15 protein-coding genes are annotated in these 21,870 nt (G+C 71.3%); 3 read left to right on the forward strand and 12 right to left on the reverse strand.

What is annotated here, in order from left to right; translation table 11 throughout:
* Position 1: 1 nt before the first annotated feature.
* The 11 genes from OG963_RS29365 to OG963_RS29415 all read right to left on the reverse strand — a co-directional run bounded on the left by OG963_RS29365 (position 2) and on the right by OG963_RS29415 (position 15,008).
* Positions 2-2,758, reverse strand: a complete 2,757-nt coding sequence (locus tag OG963_RS29365; protein ID WP_093930300.1) for a serine/threonine-protein kinase — start codon at positions 2,756-2,758, stop codon at positions 2-4.
* Positions 2,759-2,825: 67 nt separating this feature from the next.
* On the reverse strand, positions 2,826-4,151 hold the full coding sequence (locus OG963_RS29370; RefSeq protein ID WP_093774268.1) for a hypothetical protein: 1,326 nt from the start codon (positions 4,149-4,151) through the stop codon (positions 2,826-2,828).
* Between the two features lie 50 nt (positions 4,152-4,201).
* Positions 4,202-5,233 (reverse strand): glutamate ABC transporter substrate-binding protein, encoded by a 1,032-nt coding sequence (locus tag OG963_RS29375; protein WP_093774270.1) that lies wholly within the window; start codon positions 5,231-5,233, stop codon positions 4,202-4,204.
* 11 nt (positions 5,234-5,244) lie between these two features.
* Positions 5,245-6,639 carry a hypothetical protein gene (locus OG963_RS29380; protein WP_371126396.1) on the reverse strand — a complete coding sequence of 465 codons (1,395 nt, stop codon included), beginning with the start codon at positions 6,637-6,639 and terminating at the stop codon, positions 5,245-5,247.
* A gap of 316 nt (positions 6,640-6,955) precedes the next feature.
* Positions 6,956-7,939 carry an N-acetylglucosamine kinase gene (locus OG963_RS29385; RefSeq protein WP_093774274.1) on the reverse strand — a complete coding sequence of 328 codons (984 nt, stop codon included), beginning with the start codon at positions 7,937-7,939 and terminating at the stop codon, positions 6,956-6,958.
* Entirely contained in the window at positions 7,930-9,195 is a 1,266-nt protein-coding gene (locus tag OG963_RS29390; protein WP_371799640.1) for a 6-phospho-beta-glucosidase, read from the reverse strand. Before OG963_RS29390 ends, OG963_RS29385 begins: the two co-directional genes overlap by 10 nt.
* 1 nt (position 9,196) lies before the next feature.
* A complete protein-coding gene (locus OG963_RS29395; RefSeq protein WP_030921393.1) occupies positions 9,197-10,099 on the reverse strand; it encodes a carbohydrate ABC transporter permease in 903 nt (300 codons plus the stop codon).
* Between the two features lies 1 nt (position 10,100).
* A complete protein-coding gene (locus OG963_RS29400) occupies positions 10,101-11,042 on the reverse strand; it encodes a carbohydrate ABC transporter permease (RefSeq protein WP_093774278.1) in 942 nt (313 codons plus the stop codon).
* A gap of 7 nt (positions 11,043-11,049) precedes the next feature.
* Positions 11,050-12,387: an ABC transporter substrate-binding protein gene (locus tag OG963_RS29405; protein WP_319736273.1), complete on the reverse strand. Its 1,338-nt coding sequence runs from the start codon at positions 12,385-12,387 to the stop codon at positions 11,050-11,052.
* Between the two features lie 100 nt (positions 12,388-12,487).
* Positions 12,488-13,711, reverse strand: a complete 1,224-nt coding sequence (locus OG963_RS29410; protein WP_093774283.1) for an ROK family transcriptional regulator — start codon at positions 13,709-13,711, stop codon at positions 12,488-12,490.
* Positions 13,712-13,940: 229 nt separating this feature from the next.
* Positions 13,941-15,008: a mechanosensitive ion channel family protein gene (locus tag OG963_RS29415; RefSeq protein ID WP_030921384.1), complete on the reverse strand. Its 1,068-nt coding sequence runs from the start codon at positions 15,006-15,008 to the stop codon at positions 13,941-13,943.
* Positions 15,009-15,372: 364 nt separating this feature from the next.
* Between OG963_RS29415 and OG963_RS29420 the strand changes: the two genes are divergently transcribed.
* Positions 15,373-15,909 carry an HNH endonuclease gene (locus tag OG963_RS29420; RefSeq protein ID WP_371799641.1) on the forward strand — a complete coding sequence of 179 codons (537 nt, stop codon included), beginning with the start codon at positions 15,373-15,375 and terminating at the stop codon, positions 15,907-15,909.
* 87 nt (positions 15,910-15,996) lie between these two features.
* On the opposite strand, the gene OG963_RS29425 is transcribed toward OG963_RS29420, so the two are convergent.
* Positions 15,997-19,002: a beta-N-acetylglucosaminidase domain-containing protein gene (locus OG963_RS29425; RefSeq protein WP_371799642.1), complete on the reverse strand. Its 3,006-nt coding sequence runs from the start codon at positions 19,000-19,002 to the stop codon at positions 15,997-15,999.
* 310 nt (positions 19,003-19,312) lie between these two features.
* On the opposite strand from OG963_RS29425, the gene OG963_RS29430 reads away from it, so the two are divergent.
* A complete protein-coding gene (locus tag OG963_RS29430) occupies positions 19,313-19,543 on the forward strand; it encodes a hypothetical protein (RefSeq protein ID WP_093774288.1) in 231 nt (76 codons plus the stop codon).
* Positions 19,544-21,865, forward strand: a complete 2,322-nt coding sequence (gene malQ, locus OG963_RS29435; protein WP_093774290.1) for a 4-alpha-glucanotransferase — start codon at positions 19,544-19,546, stop codon at positions 21,863-21,865. It begins immediately after the preceding gene.
* Positions 21,866-21,870 lie beyond the last annotated feature (5 nt).

A 21,870-nucleotide genomic window follows, 5' to 3' on the forward strand; every position in this document is an offset into this window, starting at 1 on the left:
TTCACACCCACGTCCGGGGGCGGAAGCGGTTGGCCCGCTCCACCAGTTCGATCCTCTCGTCGCCACGCTGCGCAAGCCGGGCGAGCATCCGGTACGAACGCTCGAGACCGAAACGCAGCCCGCGTTCGTCCACCTCGCTGCCGAGCAGCATCCTCGGTCCGGCAGGAGCTCGGGATTGCGGGGAGTCCGGCCGGTCCGTGGGGCTACCGGAGAGTACCCAGTCCAGCGCCGTTCCCAGTACCTCGGTCGACAGCTGCTCACGGCGCACCGCGTCCAGTCCGAAACTCTGCAGCCCGGACACCTGGTCGGCGGCGGCCGTCAGATCGGCGATCAGCGGCTCGTGCGGGGCGCGTTCACGCAGCCGGGCCCGTACGGCGGCGACCCGGGCGGCCGTGTAGTGGATCGACGCCTCGGGCACGGATTCCAGCGTCCGTACGGCCCCGGCCCGGTCCCCGGCCGCTATCTGCACCCGGGCCAGGCCGAACGCGGCGCTGACGAAGCTCGGGTCGGTCGTCCACACCAGGCGGTAGTACTCGGCGGCGTTGTCCAGCTGGCCGAGGACCTCCGCACAGATGCCCAGCGCCAGCTTGGGAGCGGGCTCACCGGGGAACGCGTCGTAGACGGCGTCGAACGACAGCGCGGCGGTCTCGTTGTCACCCGTCACCAACGAGGTGATACCGCGGTACCAGACGACCCGCCAGTCGTCCGGGTGCTGCGCCTCCAGACCGGTCAAGGTCTGGCCGGCGGACCCCAGTTCGTTCATCTCCAGGCGGGCGCGCAGTTCCCGAAGTCTGGTCTCCAGCGAGGCGGCGGGTACGGCCTGCAATGCGGCAATCAGTTCGGCGGGTGCGGACGCCATCAGCCCGGCGAGAAAGCCCGCGTTGGGGTCGTTGGCGTCCACCCGCGGTACGGGCAGCGCGAGCGAGGTGGCCCGCGCGTCGAGCCCGGCCAGCCGTGGCACGCCCGGGGCGGAGGTCGCCGGCAGCGGGCCGGGGCCGGCCGGTGCGGGCGCGACCCGCGGTGCCGGAACGACCACCTGCGTCTGCACGTACGGGGCGCCGTTGCCGCCCCGTACGTGCGTGGCGGAGGCCGACAGCGGTGCGGCCCCCGGAGCCGACTGCCCGGGAACGAACGGCGGCGCACCGGGCGCCACATGCCCGACCGCCGTCGGCGAGGCGACCGGAACCCCGCCGAACGCCGCAACCGGACCCCGGTTCCTCCCGCCACGCCGGCCGGCCGGCTCCGTCCGTACCCCGAGTCGCGACACATCGTCCGTCAGCTCGGCGAACAACTGCGTGTCCGTGACGCGGAGTTCCGTGCCGAACAGCGTCGAGAGCGCCGGCCGAGGCCGCCCCGTCTGCAGCGCCACGACCTCCCGCAACACCCCCGTCAGCTGCTCCGCCATCTCCGACGCCGAGGCGAAGCGTCTCGCCGGATCCGGATCCGTGGCCCGCACCAGCAGCCGGTAGAACGACTCGTACGCCCGGAACACCTCGATGTTGTCCGGGTCCGGCAGCGAGTCCACGAAGACGTTCGTGTAGCCCTGGAAGTCGAAGGTGAGCACCGCGAGCGTCCGTGCGACCGTGTACAGATCGGAGGCGATCGACGGGCCGACCTCCGCGACCTCCGGCGCCTGATAGCCCACCGTGCCGTAGATGGCCGACTCCTCGTCGTCCATCCTGCGCACCGCGCCCATGTCGATCAGCTTGAGCTGGTCCTCGGTCTGGATCGCGTTGTCGACCTTGAAGTCGCAGTACAGCAGATTGCGGCTGTGCAGATGGCCGAGCGCCTCCAGCGCCTCGATGCCGTACGCGCAGGCCTGCTCGACCGGCAGCGGATCCCGCTTCCCGGAGGGGGTACGGCGCTCGTTCGCGATCTCCTTGAGCGCCTTGCCGCCGACGTACTCCATCACGATGTAGCCGTCGAGCGAGCCGGTGCGCTGGTCGAGATGCTCGACGAAGTTGTAGATCCGGACGATGTTGGAGTGCTCGATCTCGGCGAGGAAGCGGCGCTCCGAGATCGCGGCGGCCATGGCGTCCTGGTCGCCGGTGTCCAGCAGGCCCTTGAGGACCACCCAGCGGTCCGAGACCGCACGGTCCACCGCGAGATAGACCCAGCCGAGCCCGCCGTGCGCCAGACAGCCCGCCACCTCGTACTGGCCGTGCACGATGTCGCCGCCGTGCAGCTTCGGCACGAAGGAGTACGGGTGACCGCACTTGGTGCAGAACCCCTCGGTCCGGCCCGGCCGTTCACCACGTGACCGGCCTACCGGGGCCCCGCAGTCGGAGCGCGAACAGAACCGTTTCCGCTCCGGCACCTGCGGGTTCTCCATCACCGCGGAGCGTGGGTCGGGGCGCGGCACGTCCGGCACCTGCACCAGACCCGCTCCCAGCCGGTTGCGCCCGGACGCCCCCGTCGACGAACCGGAGGAACGCACCGACACCGAGCGGGACGTGGCGCTGCCCGACAGGGAACGCGACAGCCGCCCCGACACCGAACGCCGCGAGGTCGACGAGCGGGCCGAGGCGCGCGAGGAGGCCCGGGACGACGCCCGCGAACCGCTCCGCGCCGAACTGCTGTTGCCGCCCTTGCCACCCTTGCCGCTCGCGCCGCCGGCCGCGATACCGGTGGGCGGCGAGCTCACCATCCCCGTCGGCGAGACGACCGGAGCCAGACCGCAGGTGTCGCAGTACAGCTCACCGCCGCCCATGTCCTCGTAATTGCCCTCGCACGAGGGGCGCTGGCACTGCGTACTCATGGTCTGTCCCCCTGTTCGCCCCGCCGCGGCAGCGGCCTGTTCGCCCTGCCCGTACTCGTACGCCTGCTCATCGGCGGTCCTCCGGTGCGAACGGCCGGCGCGGGTTCAGCAGCTCCGCCACCGCCTCCTGGTAGCGCAGCACCGCCTGCGAGGCGACCCGCAGATCGCACGGCGCGCTCCACAGCATGCGGCGCGCCGCGTCGTACCGCTCGATCAGGACCAGGTCCTCCGCCAGGCCGTGCCGGGCGACCTTCGCCTTGTACGCGTCCAGCCGGCCGCGCAGCTCCGCCCGGACCGCCAGCGGCGCGGTGACCGCGGTCAGCGACTCGCGGGCGCGCAGCAGTTCGTCCTCGGCCTCCTGCTCCAGGGACTCCAGCAGCGGTGAGAGCCGGTGCCACTGGGCGTGCCTGCGGTACTCCGACGCGGCGGCCAGCCGCTCCTGGAGGGCCGTCGGCGGGCCGCTGACCGCGGGCACCTCGGAGGCGGCGATCTTCGCCAGTACCTCGCCGCGCGCCGACCTGGCCTCGGCCAGCGTGCGGTCCGCCCGGGAGAGCACGTCGCGCAGCTGGACGAGGCGCTGCTCGGCGTCCTGCCGGACCGCGAGGACCGCCTCGATCTCGCGGCGCACGTCGTCCAGGGCGCGGGCCGCCCGGTCGTAGCGCGCCGTGTCCGGACGGCCGCCGCCGGGTGCCGCGCTGCCGGGGCCCGGCAGCCAGAACGCCAGCGGATCGGAGATCACCTGCACCCGCAGCGTGGTCAGCTCATGGGTGATCGACTCCAGGTCGTCGCCCGCCGGATGCTCCCCGGGCCGTACGCCGACGGAGTGCGCCAGCGAACGCGTACGGCGCAGCTCGGCGGCGAGCAGATCTATCCGGGCGGGCAGCGCGGACCAGACGGAGTCGGAGGCGACGACCATGTCCAGCGAGCGCGCGTACAGGTCGTTCATCCGTGCGACCAGCTCCTCCAGCGAGAACCGCTCGGAGAGCTTGGCCGGGCCGGTGATCGACGGATCGACCCGGGTGGCGGTGGACGCCATCGTGACGCTCTGGCCGCGCAGCAGTTCGGTCAGCGCCAGCAGGTCGTCATGGTTGGGGGAGCGCCGCCTGGCCCGGATCTCACGGGCCTCCTCGATCGCTGCGGCGTAGGCGTCGAAATACCCCCACAGCAGCGTGATCGACTGCTCGGTGGTGGCCCAGCGCTCCTTCGTGACACCGGTCAGATCGGCGCCCTCCAGGAGACGGCGGCCGGCATGGTCCTGCAGGGCGAGGAGCGAGGTCTCGATCGCCTCGTGCTCCGCACCGAGCCGGGCCAGCGCACGGTCCGCCTCGTCCCGGTCCAGGACCGGGCCGGGGGGCTTCCCCGCGTAGCCGGGGAAGGGGCCCGCGACGCCCATCGATCACCTCTCTGCTCTCCCTGCCGGGCCGGGCCCGGCAGGATCAAGGACTAGTTGCTCCGGTACTTGGGCGCAGGCGGCGCCGATATCCCGGGCAGTCCGCTCGCCAGCCACTTCCGGTACGACACCATCCAGGGGCTGTCCTTGCCTCCCTTGCGGTAGTCGACCAGCACCTGGTTGACCCGGGCCACCAGGTCGTTCGCCCCGTGCTTCGTGGCCACGCCGTAGTACTCGGTGGTGAACGGCTTGTCGCCCTTGAGGACGACGGCCGGGTCCTGGGCGGCCTGGCCCGCCGCCAGCGCGTTGTCGGTGACCACCGCGTCGACCTCGCCCAACTGCAGCCGGACCAGGCAGTCCAGCTGGTTGGGGACGGTGAGCTGGTCCTCGTCCGCCTCGGTGCCGTCGTGAGGATCCTTGAACTTGGCGCCGAACGACTGCTTCTCCAGTGCCTCGTAAGCGGTGGAACCCTCGGCGGTGCAGACCCGCTTGCCGGCCAGGGACTTGTCGTACCCCGTGATCGGCGAGTCCTTCGGCGCGAGGACCTGCTGACCGGCCTGGAAATAGGCCGTGGAGAACGACACCTGGTCCAGCCGGCTGCAGTTGATCGTCATCGTCCGGACGACGACGTCGACCTTGTCGTTCTCCAGGGCGGCGATGCGCTGGTTGGTGGGGATGGCCCGGAAGATCACCTTGTCCGGGTCGCCCAGGATGTTCTGTGCGATGGCCCGCACCAGGTCGATGTCGAACCCCTCGAGCTTCCCGGTCTCCGGGTTGCGGTAGCCCCAGCGGAAGCTGTTCTGGTCGACACCGGCGATCAGCTTCCCGCGCTCCTTGATCTTCTCGATGCCCGGTCCGTCGGCGCTCGACGGCTGCAGGCTCGCCTCCGGGTCCGTGCAGTCGTCGGCGCTGGCCGGCACCGCCGCGGCCGTACCCGGCCCGGAGAGTCCGACGCCGAACGGCCCGGAGCCGCCGTGCGAGAGCGGCAGCAGGGTGAGGGATGCCGTCACCGCGCAGGCCACGGCCATCCCCGTCACCCCGCCCCAGCCGCGCAGCCTGCCCCGGGTGGAAAAGGTCCTGGTCATCGTTCCCCCTCTCACCGGTACTCCGACAGTCTGCGGTTGACCCCGACGATCGCGGCGACCGCGGCCAGTACGGCGAGAGCGGCCGCCCCGATCGGCAGCCCGCCCAGCGCCCCGCGCCCGTCCTCGGCGGCCCGGGTGAACTCGCCCTGCTCATGGGCGAGTGCCTTCTCCAGCGCCTCGTCCACCCGGTTGAACGACTCCCCGGTGGAGTTCCTGGGCCCGATGATCTGCTTCAGCGCGCCCTCGTAGTCGCCGTTGTCGTCGGTCGTGCGGGCGGTCCGGTGGCGGCCCTGCCACTCGGAGACACCGCTGATGGCATCCGCCACCGGCCCGCTCCCCTGGGAGTCGTCGGCGAGCTTCCTGGCCGTCCCCAGCTCTTCGCGGAGGGCCTTCATGCCCGTGGTGTAGTCGGTCTGGTACTTGTCGTTCTTGCCGTCCGCGGTCAGCACGGCGCCGCGGGCGACGAGGGTGAGGTTCTCATTGGCGCGCGCCTTCAGCGAGTTGATCCGCGCGTGATTGAGCACATCGAGCGACTGCTGCCCGTGCACATTGGCGTCCTGCAGTTCGGACCGCGCGACCGTGTGCCCCACGCCCAGCCACAGCAGCAGTACCGTCGACGCGGCGGTCGCGGCGAGCAGCCCGTGGTTGAAGACCCGGTTCGTCCTGCGGTAGTTGCGCCGCTGTGCCCAGAACAGCGCACCCAGCGCCACGACACCGAGGCCCAGAGAGAGGAACGGCCACGCTCTCGCGGAGTCGTAGTCCTGGTCGAGCCGGCCGGTCTCCGCCGTGTACAGCCGCTCGGCGGCCGGCAGCAGCTCGGTGGACATCTTCTGGTTCGCGTACCGGAGATAGGCGCCGCCCAGAGGCAGCCCCTGCCGGTTGTTGGCGCGGGCCCGCTCGATCAGACCGGTGTACCGGGGGAGTTCCTCGTTGAGCTTGGTGATCTCCTGCCCCGACGGCGACGACGCGTCCGTGGTGGACGCCGCCTTCACCAGCAGCCTGGACGCGTCCTTGATGTCCTTCTCGTACCGCTCGTGGACATCGCGCGGCTCCTGCGCCCCCGCGAGGAATCCGCTGGCCGCCGCAGTGTCCGCATCGGCCAGCGAGCGGTAGATGTTCGCCGCCTCGGCGCTCAGTGGCTGGCTGCGGCTCACCACGTCGTCGGTGGCGGCGGCACGGCCGGAGATCTCGAACGCCGTCACTGCTCCGAATGCGATGACGAGTGCCGCCAGCGCGGCCCCGATGATCTGGAGCCTGCCCGGTTCGGTCGTCGCCGCGGCCCTCAGCCGCGCCGTCGACCCGGACCAGGCGCTGCGACGCGGCGCGGGTACCGACACGGGCACGGGCGCGGGCGGTTGGGCCGACGCGTGCTCCGGCGCCGTGCGCACATTCGGCGGGTATGTCACGTGACCTCCCCCTCGGTCGCTGACGGTGGCACGCCCCCCGGCCGATCGGGGGACTGGTGCCCGGCCAGAAGTATGGCCGCAGGGACTGACATCCACACCAGGAACGCCTGGATCCTGCACCGGGCCACGGATGCACACGCATTCGATCAAGGACGGCGCCGCCGATCAAGACGATCGGCGGAGAAGCCCCCGAAGCGGACCGATCTCCCCATCCATGAACACGTTCGGGACAACTGATCGGTTCCCGTACGCAAGGGGCGTCCCGCAGCACAATGGCCGCAGGACGCCCGTCCGTGCTCCTGATGTTCCCGATGCGTCAGGCGTACTGCGCACGAAGCCTGTTGTGCACCTCCGGCGCCGCCCCCGTGCGGTCCAGGCCCAGAAGTCCGGCGCCCAGCACCGGCGGCTCCGCCACCAGCCGGATCACCGCCTTCGGGGCTCGTACCGCAAGGAGTTCGGCGATCGCGTCGTCCAGTTGCGGGTGCCGGGCCGCCAGCACGCTGCCCCCCAGCACCACCGGTGCCTCCTCGTCCAGCAGCCCGAGGCGGGTCAGCGCGACCGAGGCCATCGCGACGACCTCCTCCGCGAGCCGGTGCACCAGAGCACGTGCCACCGGGTCCCCGGCGGCACCGGTCGCGAACAGCACCGGCGTCAGCTCGTGCCGGCGCTCGAGCTCGATGTGTCCCAGATGCACCGCCTCGATCAGCGCGTACATCGAGTCGAGCCCGAAGTGGGCGGGGAGCGCGCGGACCAGCTCCGTCGGCTCCCCGCGCCCGTCCTCGGCCCGCGAGGCGAACCACATGGCCTCCTCGGCGAGACCCGAACCGCCGCCCCAGTCACCGGAGATCCGGCCGATCGCGGGGAAGCGGGCGGTCCGCCCGTCCGGCACCATGCCGACACAGTTGATCCCCGCGCCGCAGACGACGGCGACTCCTCGTGGCTCGTCGACGCCCGCGCGCAGGATCGCGAAGGTGTCATTACGGACCTCGACCGTGTCGCCCCAGCCCCGGTTCCGCAGTGCCTCGGTCAACTCCCGTTCCTCGACCGGGAGATCGGCGTTGGCGAGACAGGCCGACACATGACCGACGGAGTCGACGGGGCCCGCGGTCCCACGTGCTTTCGCCAGCGCTTCGTCGAGCGTCGCGCCGAGGACGTCGACCGCCGCCGCGACGGAGACGGCCTGCGGCTGGAAGCCGCCCCCGCGGGCCGTGCTCAGCACCGTTCCGTCCGGTCCGATCAGTGCCACATCGGTCTTGCTGTTCCCCGCGTCGATGGCGAGGACCGCAGCGTTCACGCCCACGCCAGGTGCTCCCGGTTGTGCGCGATCAGCTTGTCGGTGAGCGCCTCGGCGTACTCGAACTGGCCGGTCAGCGGGTGGGCGAGCAGTGCCTTGAAGACCCGGTCCCGGCCCCCGCGGAGCGCCGCTTCCAGGGCGAGGTCCTCGTACGCCGTCACATGGGAGATCAGACCGGCGTACAGCGGGTCCAGTTCGGGAACGGCGAGCGGTGTCGCGCCCGTGCCGTCGACGCGGGCCTGGACCTCGATCACGGCGTCGTCGGGCAGGAACGGCAGCGTCCCCTTGTTGTACGTATTGACCACCTGCACGGCGGAGCCGCCGGAGCCCAGCAGCGAGGACGCCAGGTCCACGGCCGCTTCCGAGTAGAACGCGCCACCGCGCTTGGCGAGCAGTGCGGGCTTCTCGTCCAGGGCCGGGTCGCCGTACATGGCGAGGAGTTCCTTCTCCATCGCGGCGACCTCGGCCGCCCGGGACGGCTTGCTGCCGAGCTCGCGTACGACCTCGTCGTGCGCGTAGAAGTACCGCAGGTAGTACGAGGGGACGACGCCGAGCCGGTCGACGATCGCCCGGGGCATGTGCAGATGGTCGGCGATCGTGTCGCCGTGCTCGGCGAGCAGCTTCGGCAGCACGTTCTCGCCGTGCGGGCCGCCGAGCCTGACCCCGAGCTCCCACGTCAGGTGGTTGAGGCCGACGTGGTCGAGGTGCACCTCGCCGGGGGTGACGTCGAGCAGCGCGGCGAACTTGCGCTGGAAGCCGATCGCCACGTTGCACAGGCCGACGGCCTTGTGGCCGGCCTGGAGCAGCGCCCGGGTCACGATGCCGACCGGGTTGGTGAAGTCGATGATCCAGGCGTCGGGGTTGGCGCGGCGGACCCGCTCGGCGATGTCGAGGACGACCGGGACGGTGCGCAGTGCCTTGGCGAGACCGCCGGCTCCGGTGGTCTCCTGGCCGATGCAACCGCACTCCAGCGGCCAGGTCTCGTCCTGGTTGCGGGCGGCCTGGCCGCCGACGCGCAGCTGGAGCAGGACCGCGTCGGCGTCTGCGACGCCCGCGTCGACGTCCGAGGTGGTGACGATCCGGCCCGGGTGGCCCTGCTTGGCGAAGATCCGCCGGGCGAGGCCGCCGACCAGTTCGAGGCGGTCGGCCGCCGGGTCGACGAGTACGAGTTCCTCGACGGGGAGTGTGTCCCGCAGCCGGGCGAACCCGTCGATCAGTTCAGGTGTGTAGGTGGACCCGCCACCAACTACTGCGAGCTTCATGTCAGCCCTTTACTCCGGTCAGTGTGACGCCCTCGACGAAAGCCTTCTGGGCGAAGAAGAAGACGAGGATCACGGGGGCCATGACCAGTGCGGTCGCGGCCATGGTCAGGTTCCAGTCGGTGTGGTGTGCGCCCTTGAAGGACTCCAGTCCGTAACTGAGCGTCCAGGCGGCCGGGTTCTCGGAGGCGTAGATCTGCGGCCCGAAGTAGTCGTTCCAGGCGTAGAAGAACTGGAACAGCGCGACGGCGGCGATGCCCGGCCTGGCCATCGGCACCACGACCTTCAGCAGGGTGCGCAGTTCGCCGCAGCCGTCGACCTTCGCCGCGTCGAGGTACTCGTTCGGGATGGTCAGCAGGAACTGCCTCAGCAGGAATATGGAGAACGCGTCACCGAAGGCCATCGGGATGATCAGCGGCCAGAGCGTCCCGGACATGTCCAGCTGCTTCGCCCAGAACAGGTACATCGGGATGACGACGACCTGAGGCGGCAGCATCATCATCGAGATGACGAGCATCAGCGACAGTTGCCGGCCGCGGAAGCGGAACTTGGCGAGCGCGTAGGCCACGGGCAGCGACGACACGACCGTGAGGACGGTGCCGAGCCCCGCGTACAGCAGGGTGTTCTTCCACCAGGTCAGGAAGCCCGGGGTGTCGAACACCCTGCGGTAGTTGCTCCACTCGAAGGGGTGCGGCCACAGATCGCGGGTCAGCGCCTGCTGGTCGCTCATCAGCGAGGTGAGGAACAGGAAGACGAACGGCAGCACGAAGAAGAGTGCGGCCGCGACGCCGAGCGTGTGCACGGCGATCCAGTTCAGCAGTGCCTTGCGGCGTGCGACGCGCTCGGCCGGGGTGACCGGCCCGGCGGACGGGTCGGCGGCCTTGAAGGTGTCGAGAGCCTGCGCCACGTCACTCACCTGCCTGGATCAGCCCGCTGCGGCGCCGCATCAGCAGTGCGGTGAACGCCATGGCGAGTACGAAGAGAACGAGCGCGACCACACAGGCGGACCCGTAGTCGAAACGCTGGAAGCCGAGGTTGTAGACGAGCTGCGGAAGCGTCAGTGTCGATTTGTCGGGATATCCCGGTTCGAACTGCTGCCCGGAGCCGCCCATGACGCCCGAGGCGACCTTCCCCGCCACGAGTGGCTGGGTGTAGTACTGCATCGTCTGGATGATCCCGGTGACCACGGCGAACATCACGATCGGCGAGATGTTCGGCAGCGTGACGAAGCGGAACCGCTGGAACGCGGTCGCCCCGTCCAGCTCCGCCGCCTCGTACTGCTCCTTCGGTACGTCGAGCAGCGCGGCCATGAAGATCACCATCAGGTCGCCCACCCCCCACACCGCGAGCGCGGTCAGGGCCGGCTTGGACCAGGTGGCGTCGGTGAACCAGCCCGGCGTGGGCAGCCCCAGATCGCCGAGGATCGAATTGACCGGCCCCGTACCCGGGTTGAGCAGGAAGACGAAACCCAGTGTCGCCGCGACCGGTGGAGCCAGATACGGCAGGTAGAACAGGGTGCGGAAGACACCTGTACCCGTCTTGATCCTGGTGATCAGCAGGCCGACGCCGAGACCGAAGACGACCCGGCAGCTGACCATCACCACGACCAGCCACAAGGTGTTGCGCAGGGCGGGCCAGAACAGCGGGTAGTCGTCGAAGACGTACGACCAGTTCTTCAGCCCGTTGAACTCCGGGGCCGCGAAACCGTCGTAGTGGGTGAAGGAGAAGTAGAGCGTGGAGATCAGCGGGTAGGCGAAGAAGACACAGAACCCGATCAGCCACGGCGACATGAAGGCCGCCGTTCGCAGTGCCGCCGTTCGGCGCTTCGAACGGAGTGTGTACGTGGTCATCGCGGTGCTACTTCGCCTGCGCGATGGCTGCGTCGATCTCCTCGGCGGTCTTCTCCAGGCCCGCCTTGATGTCCGTCTGCTTGCCCTTCTCGATGTCGAATCCGAGGTTCTGCAGGGACACCAGGTACGCGCCGCCGTTCACCGAGGGCGGGGTGGTGGTGCTGTCGGGGTTCGCGGCGATGTCCAGGAAGGTCTTGAACCGCGGGTCGTACTTCAGCTTCGGCGACTTCAGGGCGGCCATCGTCGACGGCACATTGTGAATGGCGTTGGCGAAGGCGACCACCGCGTCGGTGTCGGTCGTCATGAACTTCACCAGCTCCCACGCCGCGTTCTGCTTGGTGGAGGTGGACGCGATACCGGCGATGGTGCCGGTCAGGTAGCCCTTGCCGTACGTGTCGGCCTCGTCGTCGGCGACGGGCATCGGGGCCACCCCGATCTCGAACTTCGGCTTGGTGTCCTCGGCCATGCCGAGCCGCCACTCACCGTCCAGCTGCATGGCCACCTGGCCGGTGTGGAACGGGTGCTTGGCGCCCCACTCGTCACCGAACGAGGTCCGGTACTTCTCCAGCTTCGCGTAGCCGCCCAGGTCGTCGACCAGCTTCTTCTGTGTGGTGAGCATGGACGCGAAGGCCGGGTCCTTGGCGATGTTCGACTTGCCGTCGGCGTCGAAGTACGTCGGGTTCCAGCCGCCGAGGTAGTGCTCGGTCGTCGACTCGTAGCCGTGGTAGTTCGGCATGAAGCCGAGTTGCTCGTACGAGTCGCCCTTGCTCTTCGTCAGCTTCTTGGCGTCCTCGGCCAGTTCCGACCAGGTCTTCGGCGGGGCGGTGATCCCGGCGGCCTTGAACGCGTCCTTGTTGTAGTACAGCCCGTACGCGTCACCGAGCAGCGGCAGTGTGCAGCGCACCCCGTCGTACTGGGTGTACTCGTTCATCGCCTTCGGGAACGTCTTGTCGGGGTCGATCCCGTCCTTCTTCAGGAAGGAGTTCAGATCGATGAAGGCCTTGGACGAGCAGAATTTGCCCACATTGTTCGTGGTGAACGAGGAGACCACGTCAGGGGCCTTGGAACCGCCCGCCCGCAGAGCCTGGTTGATCTTGTCATCGGTCATGTTTCCGACGACCTTCACATGGATGTTCGGGTGCGCCTTCTCGAAGGCGTCGACCGTGGCCTGGATGGCCTTGACCTCACCCGGGGCACTCCAGCCGTGCCAGAAGTTGATGGTCGTCTCCTTGGACGGATCATCACTGGCGCCGTTGCTGCTCTGACCGGTGCAGGCAGAGGCGAAGAGGGATATCGCGGCGGTCGCGGCGAGCGCGGCGGCCGTCTTCCGGCGGTTTCCGGACATGGCAGTGTCTCCCGATGGGTTGGGACGGGGAAGAGGCTGGGACTGCGAACGTGCGGGTCTGTGAAGGTGCGGGTCCGCGTGGGGACGGCCGCGGCGGGGGTCAGCGTGAGGTGTCGAAGACTTCGTCGCGGGTCGTGGCGAGGGCGCTCTCCAGCGCTCCGCGCAGTACGGGCCGGTGGGTCACGGCGCCGGTGATCAGCCGGGGCCGGGAGGCCGCCAGCTCGGCGAGTTCCGCCTGCACCCGCTCGCGCAACGGTTCGCCGCCGACCGCTATCAACTCGCCCGACAGCACCACGAGTTCGGGGTCGAGCACGGCGACCATGGAGGCCAGACCGGTAGCGAGCCCGGTGGCGAACAGATCGAGGAGCCGGGCGTACGGGCCGTCCTCGCCGAGCTCCGCGGCCTGGGCGGCCCGGGCGACCAGGCCGGCCGCGACCTCATGGTGGGTGCCGTCCGCGCGGCTCAGCTCGTCGTCTATGCCGAGCTCCCCGGCCAGCCGGGACAGCACCTGCGCGCCCGCCAGCTCCTGGAAGCCGCCCGAGTTCGCCTTGGTGACCTGGCGGACCAGCGGGGCGCCGGGCACCGGCAGGAAGCCGACCTCGCCGGCGCCGCCGGTGAAGCCGCGGTGCAGCCGTCCGTTGATGACGAGGGCGGCGCCGAGCCCCTCCTCGTTCCACAGCAGAACGAAGTCGTCGTGTCCACGTGCCGCCCCGAGCCGCTGCTCGGCCACGGCGACGAGGTTCACATCGTTCTCGTACTCGACCGGCATCGGCAGGAACGCGGCCAGCTCGTCGAGCAGTGCGGGGGAGTGCCAGCCGGGCAGATGGGAGGCGTACCGCAGCCGTCCGGTGCCGGGGTCGAAGGCGCCCGGTGTGCCGATGACCACCCGGTGCACCTCGGCACGGGTGAGTCCGGCGTCCTTGACCGCGCCGTCCAGCGCCTCGGTCACCTGCCGCACCACGCTGTCGGCGCGCCGGCCGGGGGTGCGCAGCTCGAACTCGCCGACCGTCTCACCGGTCACATCGGCGACGGCGGCGACGATCCGCTGGGCGTTCACATCGAGCCCGGCGACATGGGCGGCCCGGGCGTTCACCGCGTACAGCTGGGCGTTGGGCCCCGGGCGTCCCGCGACGGTGCCGGTGGCGACGACCAGACCGGCCGCCTCCAGCCGGGCCAGCAGCTGCGAGGCGGTGGGCTTGGAGAGGCCCGTCAGCTTGCCGATCCGGGTCCGGGAGAGGGGGCCGTGCTCCAGCAGCAGGTCGAGGGCGGCCCGGTCGTTCATGGCCCGCAGGACGCGGGGGGTACCCGGTGTTGTTCCGGCCATGAGCACCTGCCCTCTGTTAGGAAACTTTCCTATTCGGTGAGAGGACGGTATGGCGCACGTCACCGGCCCGTCAATGGGCAGGGCTTCGCTGGCAACCAAAGCGTTACCTGGAGGGCCGGTCAAGCCGCATTCACGCCAAGCTGCGCGGCCCGGTCGAGCCCCTGTCACGCGGAAGGGCGCCCGGCGCGGCTCCTCACGGGCCGGGCCGGAGGCCCTCGGATCCCGGGCCCTACTTGCCCAGGTTCGACGGCGGGGTGATCGGCGACGTGGCCAGCGACTGCGGCGACGTCGCGGACGCGTACGCCGACGGGGCGGCCATCGCGGCCGTCGGGTCCGCCGCCGACGCCTCGTCCGGCTGCGCCGGTACGCCGCCGACCATCCGGATGCCCGCCTCGTCGAAGGCCCCCTTGATCCGCCAGCGCAGCTCGCGCTCCACGCCCAGGGACTTGCCCGGCATCGTCTTCGCCGTCACCCGGACCGTCATCGAGTCGAGGAGCACGGAGTCCAGGCCGAGGATCTCCACCGGACCCCACAGGCGCTCGTTCCACGGGTCTTCCTTGGCCATCCTCGCGGCGGCCTCGGTGATCACCGTGCGTACCCGGTCGAGATCCTCCGTGGGGCGTACCTGCACGTCGAGCCCGGCGGTCGACCAGCCCTGGCTGAGGTTGCCGATCCGCTTCACCTCGCCGTTGCGGACGTACCAGATCTCGCCATTGTCGCCGCGCAGCTTGGTGACCCGCAGCCCGACCTCGATGACCTCGCCGGAGGCGACGCCCGCGTCGATGGTGTCGCCGACGCCGTACTGGTCCTCGAGGATCATGAAGACGCCGGAGAGGAAGTCGGTGACGAGGTTGCGCGCGCCGAATCCGAGCGCCACGCCGGCGACACCGGCGGAGGCGAGAAGCGGGGCCAGATCGATCTGGAACGCACCCAGGATCATCAGGGCGGCCGTACCGAGGATCAGGAACGAGGCGACCGACCGGAGTACGGACCCGATGGCCTCGGAGCGCTGACGTCGGCGTTCCGCATTGACCAGCAGCCCGCCGAGCGCGGTGCCCTCGACGGCCTGGGCGCTGCGGTTCATCCGCTCGATGAGCTTGCTGAGGGCACGACGGATCGCGATGCGCAACACGATCGCGATCGCCGCGATGAGAACGATACGAAGACCGGTGTTCAGCCAGGTGGACCAGTTCTCCTCCACCCAGCCCGCGGCATCGCCGGCCTGCTTGGCGGCTTCGTCCAGCGAGCCGCCCGGCTCGGGTGACGGTGCAGCGGCCAACAGCGCGGACAGAGACACGGCGGAACCTCCATATGGGCGAGGGCTGACCAACCACACTAACGGGGCATCCGGAGTGCTCCGTTGCCGTGACGTAGGGGAGAGACCCGTTTGAGCCGGGGATACAGGAGGAGTGGGGACCGGAGCGGAATCCGGGCGCCGGGCCGGGTGTGGCCGATCGCACACCGGGTCGGGGCCGCCTCGGCTGCGGCCCCGAAGCGCCTGATCCGGGGTCTTCGGGCGGTGCGCGCGACAGCGGGCCGGGGAAAATCCTTCCGGCCCGTTACTCGCACGTGGTGGCGCTTCCACCAGGCAGGAGGAGAGACTGAGATCGGATCGTCCCGGCGCGAGCCACGCGCCGCCGGCGTACAAGGAGGCATCAACCGTGCCGCATGTCCTGGTTCTCAATGCGTCGTACGAGCCGCTCGGCGTCGTACCGCTCCGCCGCGCGCTCGTCCTCGTCCTCGAGAACAAGGCCGTCTGCCTCGAGGAGTCCGGCGCCTTCATGCACAGTGCCACCCGTGCTGTACCGGCACCCAGCGTCGTCCGCCTGAAGCGGTTCGTACGGGTCCCCTACCGGGGGCCCGTTCCACTCACCCGCCGGGCGCTCTTCGCCAGGGACGGCGGCCGCTGCATGTACTGCGGCGCCGCGGCGACCAGCGTCGACCATGTCATTCCACGCAGCCGTGGCGGCCAGCACGCCTGGGACAACGTGGTGGCGGCCTGCCGCCGCTGCAACCACGTCAAGGCCGACCGCCATCTGCCGGAGCTCGGCTGGCGGCTGCACCAACAGCCCGCGCCGCCGACCGGTCTCGCCTGGCGCATCATCGGGACGGGGCACAGGGACCCGCGATGGCTGCCGTACCTGCAACCGTTCGGCGCGGACGACGCAATGGCCCGGATCGATGGCATTTCAGCCTGAGACCCGGGCCTTTGTCGTCCTCGGGGCAGCTCCGGGGACGACAGAGGCCCGGGGCAGCCCCAGGTGGGGCCGGTCGCCCCGGGCTGCTCAGTCGCTCTGCTCCGCGACGGCGTACGCCTCCACCGACCAGAGCGAGTAGCCGAACTCGGTGGCCCGCCCGTCGCCCTGGATCCTGAGGAAACGGGTGTCCTTCGCGTCCATCCGGACGGACTCGCTGCCGCCCTTGCCGTCCCGGACGGTGGCCGCCGTACGCCAGGTACGGCCGTCCGCGGAGACCTGAATGCGGTAGCGGGAGGCGTATGCGTCCTGCCACTGCAGCACCACCTGGCCGATCCTGGCGGGCTCCGCGAGCTCCGCCTGCCACCAGGCGCCGTCCTCGGCCGGGGACGACCAGCGGGTGGTGGGATCGCCGTCGGAGGCGCCCGTGGCCGGGAAGTCCGGGGTCTCGTCGCCGGACGAGGAGGCGGTGGCGGTGCGGACCAGGTCGGGGCCGGCGGTACGCGGGTAGGCCCGGACGGTGAGGGTGCTCTCCTCGCCACCGAAGCTGAAGGGCACCTCGTACTCGCCGGCCGGGGTGTCCGCCGGGACCGTGATCTCCACCGGGACGTCGGTACTGGACCCGCGCGGCACCGTCGTCCGACCTGGGACGGACACCTTGATGCCCTGCGGGGCCTTCGCGGTGAGTGCGCCGCGCACCGCGGCGGGGCGGCGGGCGGCGAGCCGTGCCTGGACCCGCTGCGGCCTGCCGCCGATCTCCGCGTCGGTCTCCCCACGTACGAGATCGAGCCAGGCGACGGGTTCGTCGCCGAACCACGGCACGAGGGCGCGTACCCGGGGGGCTTCGGGTGCGGTGACGGTTCCGGAGACGATCGGCGGCAGCGTGCCCGCGCTCGCGCCCGGGGCCGTCGCCAAGGAGCCCGTGGGCCAGATCAGCCGGATCGCGTCGGTTCGCAGGCCACCGGCCGCGGTCTGGGTCCAGCCGGTCCGGGACACCGGGCCGAGGCTGCGCCAGCCCTCGCCCGGCACATGGGCCTGCAGCGTCGCGTCCGCCCCCACCCCGGGAACGGTCATCGCGGTCACGGCCTCCATCGGGCGCGCGCGGTCCAGCCGGACCGTGTAGCTGCCCGGGGCCTCGTTCACCGTCCCGGCGTCCCGGTCCGCGCCGGTCCACGCGTCGGCCTCCTTGCGCACCCGGTCCAGGAACGGATCGAGGACCCCCTTGCCGACCGTCGCGCCGCCGGCCCCGGTGGCCTTCTGCAGCGGCTCCAGCGCCAGCGACGCCTTCCATGCGGCCGCGCCGTCGCCGCGCGCCTGGGCCTGCAGCAGATCGACGGCGAGTTCGCCCGCCCGGCCGTACCTGGCCAACTGCTCGGTCCACGGTCGCACTTCGTCGTCGAGCCGCCCGTCCGCCGGACTCTTCAGCCGCTGCGGCGCCTGGCGCATCACCGTGAACGCGGCCCGCAGCTCGCGCGCCGCGTCCGCCTGCGCCGTCGCGTCCGCCGTCGTCGTACGGGACTTCCAGAACGCGGCCAGGAGCGGCCGCAGGTACGCCGACTCGTCGCCGCCCAGCACGGACGTCGCACTGTTCCGGGCCAGCGCACGCAGTGCCTCCCGGGCCCCCGCGTCGTCGCCCGCCAGATCGTCGATCGCCGCCTGCCAGGACTCCTGCGGCAGGTAACCCTTCGGGTTCCAGGCGAAGTCGGCGGCGGTGAACAGTGGGATGCGGGACGCGGACGGCTGCTCCATCGCATTGGCGAGCAACGCCGCCGAGCCGATCGCGACCGCGGGGTCCCGGCCGGTGTACGGGCCGAGGAAGATACGGTCCTGCGCGTAGTCGTTGACCGGGTAGTTGTCCATCGTGACCAGCGGATGCCGGAACGTGGCGCGCGCACCGGCCAGTTCCTGTCCGGTGATGGTCCGCGGTACGACGCCGACCCCGGTCCAGGCGATCTGCACCCGATCGTCCAGCTCCTTGGCGAGCGCGGCGCGGTAGTCCGTGGCCCCGTCCTGGTAGAACTCCGTCGGCATCACCGACAGCGGCTCCGAGCCCGGATGCCGCTGCGCGAGATGCCGGGCGACCTCGCTCGCGACCCGCGCCTGCGCCCTCGCCGCCGCCTCCGGGCCGCGGCCGAACGTGGCGACGTCGTCGTCGCAGTGCCATTCGCTGTAGCTGACGTCCTGGAACTGGAGCTGGAAGACGCGCACGCCCAGCGCCCACATGGCGTCGATCTTCCGGGTCAGCGCCTTCACATCGCCGTCGGAGGACATGCACATGGCCTGGCCGGGGGCGACCGCCCAGCCGAGGGTCACGTGCCGGGCACGGGCCCGTTCGGCCAGCGCCCGGAAGTCGGCGCGCCGCTCGGCGGGGTACGGATCGCGCCAGCGGGCCTGCCGGTACGGGTCGTCGCCCGCCGCATAGAGGTACCGGTTCTGCTTCGTACGCCCCATGAAGTCGATCTGCGCGAGCCGCTCGTCGCGGGTCCACGGCTGCCCGTAGAACCCCTCGGTCATTCCGCGTACGGCGGTGCCCGGCCAGTCCCGCACGGTGACCCCGGCGACGCTTCCGTTCCGGACCAGCTGGCGCAGCGTCTGCACGGCGTGGAACAGGCCGTCGTCGCCGACACCGTCCAGGGCGACGGTGGACCGGCCCGCGACCGTGCCGACCGCGATCCGGTAGCCGCCGGACGGCAGGTCGGCGCGCTCGGGGGCGCGGAGCGTGCGAAGGGCGTCCTGCGCGCCGTCGCCGCCGACCCGGACGACCGGCCCGCGTCCCGGCAGTGCCTCGTGCACGGTCCGCACGCCCGCGTCGCGCAGCACCTGCCTGGCGGCGTCGACGGCGTACGGGTCGGCGTGCGCGCCGGCGACGAGGGTCACCTCGGTGGAGAGCGGTACGGCCGTCCCGGACGCCTTGATGGTCTGTGGCCGCGGCCACACGGTGGGCAGTGCGTCCTCGTCCGTACGGTCGGGTGTGGTGACGGCGGGGGAGCCGGGGTCCGACGGCGCGGCGAAGGCGGCCGGGGTTCCGGTGGAGAGCAGTCCTCCGAGCACGGCGACGGCGACGGCCGTGGCGTGCTTTCTGTGCCTGAGCCGCATGCCGCACTCCCTCGCTCCCACCGATGGGCTCCGAGCCCACCACCCCACGCGCGAGGGTGTCAATGCGTGTGGCCGTTGTGCCGTATTTGCCCGTTGTGACGGATGGGGCGGGATGCCGGGGGCGACCGGGCAGCCGCAGCAGAGATGGCGTCAGATGGCCGAATACGGCGGATAACTTGCGGGTAACTGCCCGCTGGGGAACGGAATGTGACCCGGGGCACGTTGAAGTCGTTGTCGTAACGCCTATGTCTGCGGCCGCGTCCGCTGGGTAGGCCTGCTGTGTCCAGTTCTCCACGGCCAGGAGGCCGCCATGCCCGCTGCTGCGCAGCTTCTGCTCTCCGCCCTGTCCAAACAGGTGCCGGGTCCCGGACCGTTGACCGGTGAGCCCGCGTTCGCCGATGTCATACCCCTGACCAGCGAGCCGCCGCTCGCCGATGCCGCACCTCTGACCAGCGAGCCGCCGCTCGCCGTCATCGCCCCACTGACCAGCGAGCCGACCGCCCCCGGCGCTGCGCGGGGCACGGAGTCCCCAGGAGTCTGAATGGGCTTGTCCCGGCTCGCCGCACTGCACGGCGTCGCCACCTCCTACGCGCCGTCCGCGGATGTCACGGTGTCCGTCCCCGACGACACGGTCATCGCCGTGCTCGCCGCGCTCGGCGTGGACGCCGCCACCCCTGAAGCGGTGCAGGAATCGCTTGCCGCCGCCGAGGCGGTTGCCGCCTCCCGGCTGCTCCCGCCCACGCTGGTGGTGTGGGCGGGGGAACCGCTGCCGCCCGCCCTGACCGCCCTGCGGCCCGGCACGACGCTGGAGATCGAGCCCGAGGACGCGGCCGGTTCGCCTCCCACGTCGCGGATGCGGGTGCCCGGCGGGCGACCGGATCCGGCCGTTTCGGCGACGGTCGGCACGGTCGTCGGTGCCGCCGCCGACCCGGTCTCCGGAGCGGGCTCCGCCCAGGCCTTCGAAGTGGTCGCTCTCGAGGCGGCGTCTCCTGGGACGGCCCCCGTCGGGACGACTGCCGGAACCGGCAGTACCGATTCCGCTCCCGACGCACCCGCCCCGGCCCCCGCCTGGTGGACGGAACCCCCGCTCGGTGTGCACCGGTTGACCGTCCGCGCCCAGGACGGCCGCACGATGACCACCACCCTGATCGTCGCCCCGGCCCGGGTACCCCAGCCGCCGCGGCGCACCCACGGCTTCCTCGTCCAGCTCTACTCCCTGCTCTCCCGCCGCTCCTGGGGCATGGGCGACCTCGGTGACCTCGCCGATCTCGCCGCCTGGGCCGGGCGGACCCTCGGCGCCGGGTTCGTACAGGTCAATCCGTTGCACGCCGCCGTGCCGGGTGCACCCACCGATCCGTCGCCGTACCGCCCGTCCTCGCGCCGTTTCCCCGACCCCGTGCATCTGCACGTCGAGTCGATCCCGGAGTACGGGCACGTGCCGGACCGGGCAGCCCTCGACGACCTGCGGCAGAGCGCCGAGACACTGAGCGACACCGTGCTGAACAAGGGCGCGCTGATCGACCGGGACGCCGTCTGGGAGCTCAAGCGTCAGGCTCTCGAACTCGTACGGGAGGTGCCGCTGACCCCCGGCCGGCGTGCCGCGTACTGCGACTTCCTCGCCGCCCAGGGGCAGGCCCTGGAGGACCATGCCCTGTGGTGTGCCCTCGCGGAGGTGCACGGCTCCGACTGGCACGCCTGGCCGTCCGCGCTGCGCGACCCCCGCTCCCCGCAGGTCGCCCGCGCGCGTGCCGAGCTGCTCGACCGGGTGGACCTCCACTGCCGGCTCGCCTGGCTGACCGACAACCAGCTCGCCGCCGCCCAGAGCGTCGCGCGGGACGCCGGGATGGCCGTCGGCATCGTCCATGACCTGGCCGTCGGCGTGCACCCCGGCGGCGCCGACGCCTGGGCCCAGCAGGACGCCTTCGCGCTCGGTATGTCGGTCGGCGCGCCCCCGGACGCCTTCAACGCGCGTGGTCAGGACTGGGGGCTGCCCCCGTGGCGGCCCGACGTCCTCGCGGCGTCCGGCTACGCCCCGTACCGCGGGCTGCTGCGCGGGCTCCTCGCCCACGCCGGCGCCCTGCGCATCGACCACGTCATGGGCCTGTTCCGGCTCTGGTGGGTCCCCGAGGGGAGACCGCCCACCGAGGGCACATACGTCAGCCACGACGCCGAGGCGATGCTCGCCGTCCTCGTCCTGGAGGCGCACCGGGCCGGGGCGGTCGTCATAGGGGAGGACCTCGGCACGGTCGAACCGGGTGTACGCGAGTCGCTCGCACGCCGCGGAGTGCTGGGCACCTCCGTGCTCTGGTTCGAGCGCGACTGGACGGGCACCGGCCGACCGCTGCCCCCGGAGCGCTGGCGGGAGGACTGCCTCGCCACCGCCACCACCCACGACCTGCCGTCCACCGCCGCGCGGCTGACCGGCGACCATGTGACACTCCGCCACCGCCTGGGACTGCTCACCCACACCCTGGAGCAGGAACAGGCCGAGGATGCCACCGACACCGCCACGTGGCTCGGCCTGCTCGCCCGGCTCGGCCTGCTGCCGGAGGGCGAGGGCGACGAGGAGGGGGCGGTCCGCGCCGTCCACCGCTTCCTGCTGCGCACCCCTGCCCGCATGGTCGGCGTCTGGCTCCCGGACACGGTCGGTGACCGCCGTCCGCAGAATCTGCCCGGCACCTGGGACCAATACCCCAACTGGCGGCTGCCCGTCGCGGATGCGGAAGGCCACCCGGTCACTTTGGAGGAGCTGGCGTCGTCGCCGCGTCTGCACCATCTGATGGAGGTACTGAAGCCGGTGGACGGACACCCGAAAGAACAGTCGAAGCCCCGTACGGCACCCCCGGGCGCGCGCCGCACTTAGACGTT

It is taken from the genome of Streptomyces sp. NBC_01707, assembly GCF_041438805.1.
Taxonomy (GTDB): domain Bacteria; phylum Actinomycetota; class Actinomycetes; order Streptomycetales; family Streptomycetaceae; genus Streptomyces.

What these genes read in the sequence shown, in the direction of transcription:
- OG963_RS29365 (WP_093930300.1), bottom strand. Translation starts at nt 2,758, where the DNA reads ATGAGTACGCAGTGCCAGCGCCCCTCGTGCGAGGGCAATTACGAGGAC.
- OG963_RS29370 (WP_093774268.1), bottom strand. Translation starts at nt 4,151, where the DNA reads ATGGGCGTCGCGGGCCCCTTCCCCGGCTACGCGGGGAAGCCCCCCGGC.
- OG963_RS29375 (WP_093774270.1), bottom strand. Translation starts at nt 5,233, where the DNA reads ATGACCAGGACCTTTTCCACCCGGGGCAGGCTGCGCGGCTGGGGCGGG.
- OG963_RS29390 (WP_371799640.1), bottom strand. Translation starts at nt 9,195, where the DNA reads ATGAAGCTCGCAGTAGTTGGTGGCGGGTCCACCTACACACCTGAACTG.
- OG963_RS29400 (WP_093774278.1), bottom strand. Translation starts at nt 11,042, where the DNA reads ATGACCACGTACACACTCCGTTCGAAGCGCCGAACGGCGGCACTGCGA.
- OG963_RS29405 (WP_319736273.1), bottom strand. Translation starts at nt 12,387, where the DNA reads ATGTCCGGAAACCGCCGGAAGACGGCCGCCGCGCTCGCCGCGACCGCC.
- OG963_RS29410 (WP_093774283.1), bottom strand. Translation starts at nt 13,711, where the DNA reads ATGGCCGGAACAACACCGGGTACCCCCCGCGTCCTGCGGGCCATGAAC.
- OG963_RS29425 (WP_371799642.1), bottom strand. Translation starts at nt 19,002, where the DNA reads ATGCGGCTCAGGCACAGAAAGCACGCCACGGCCGTCGCCGTCGCCGTG.
- OG963_RS29430 (WP_093774288.1), top strand. Translation starts at nt 19,313, where the DNA reads ATGCCCGCTGCTGCGCAGCTTCTGCTCTCCGCCCTGTCCAAACAGGTG.
- malQ (WP_093774290.1), top strand. Translation starts at nt 19,544, where the DNA reads ATGGGCTTGTCCCGGCTCGCCGCACTGCACGGCGTCGCCACCTCCTAC.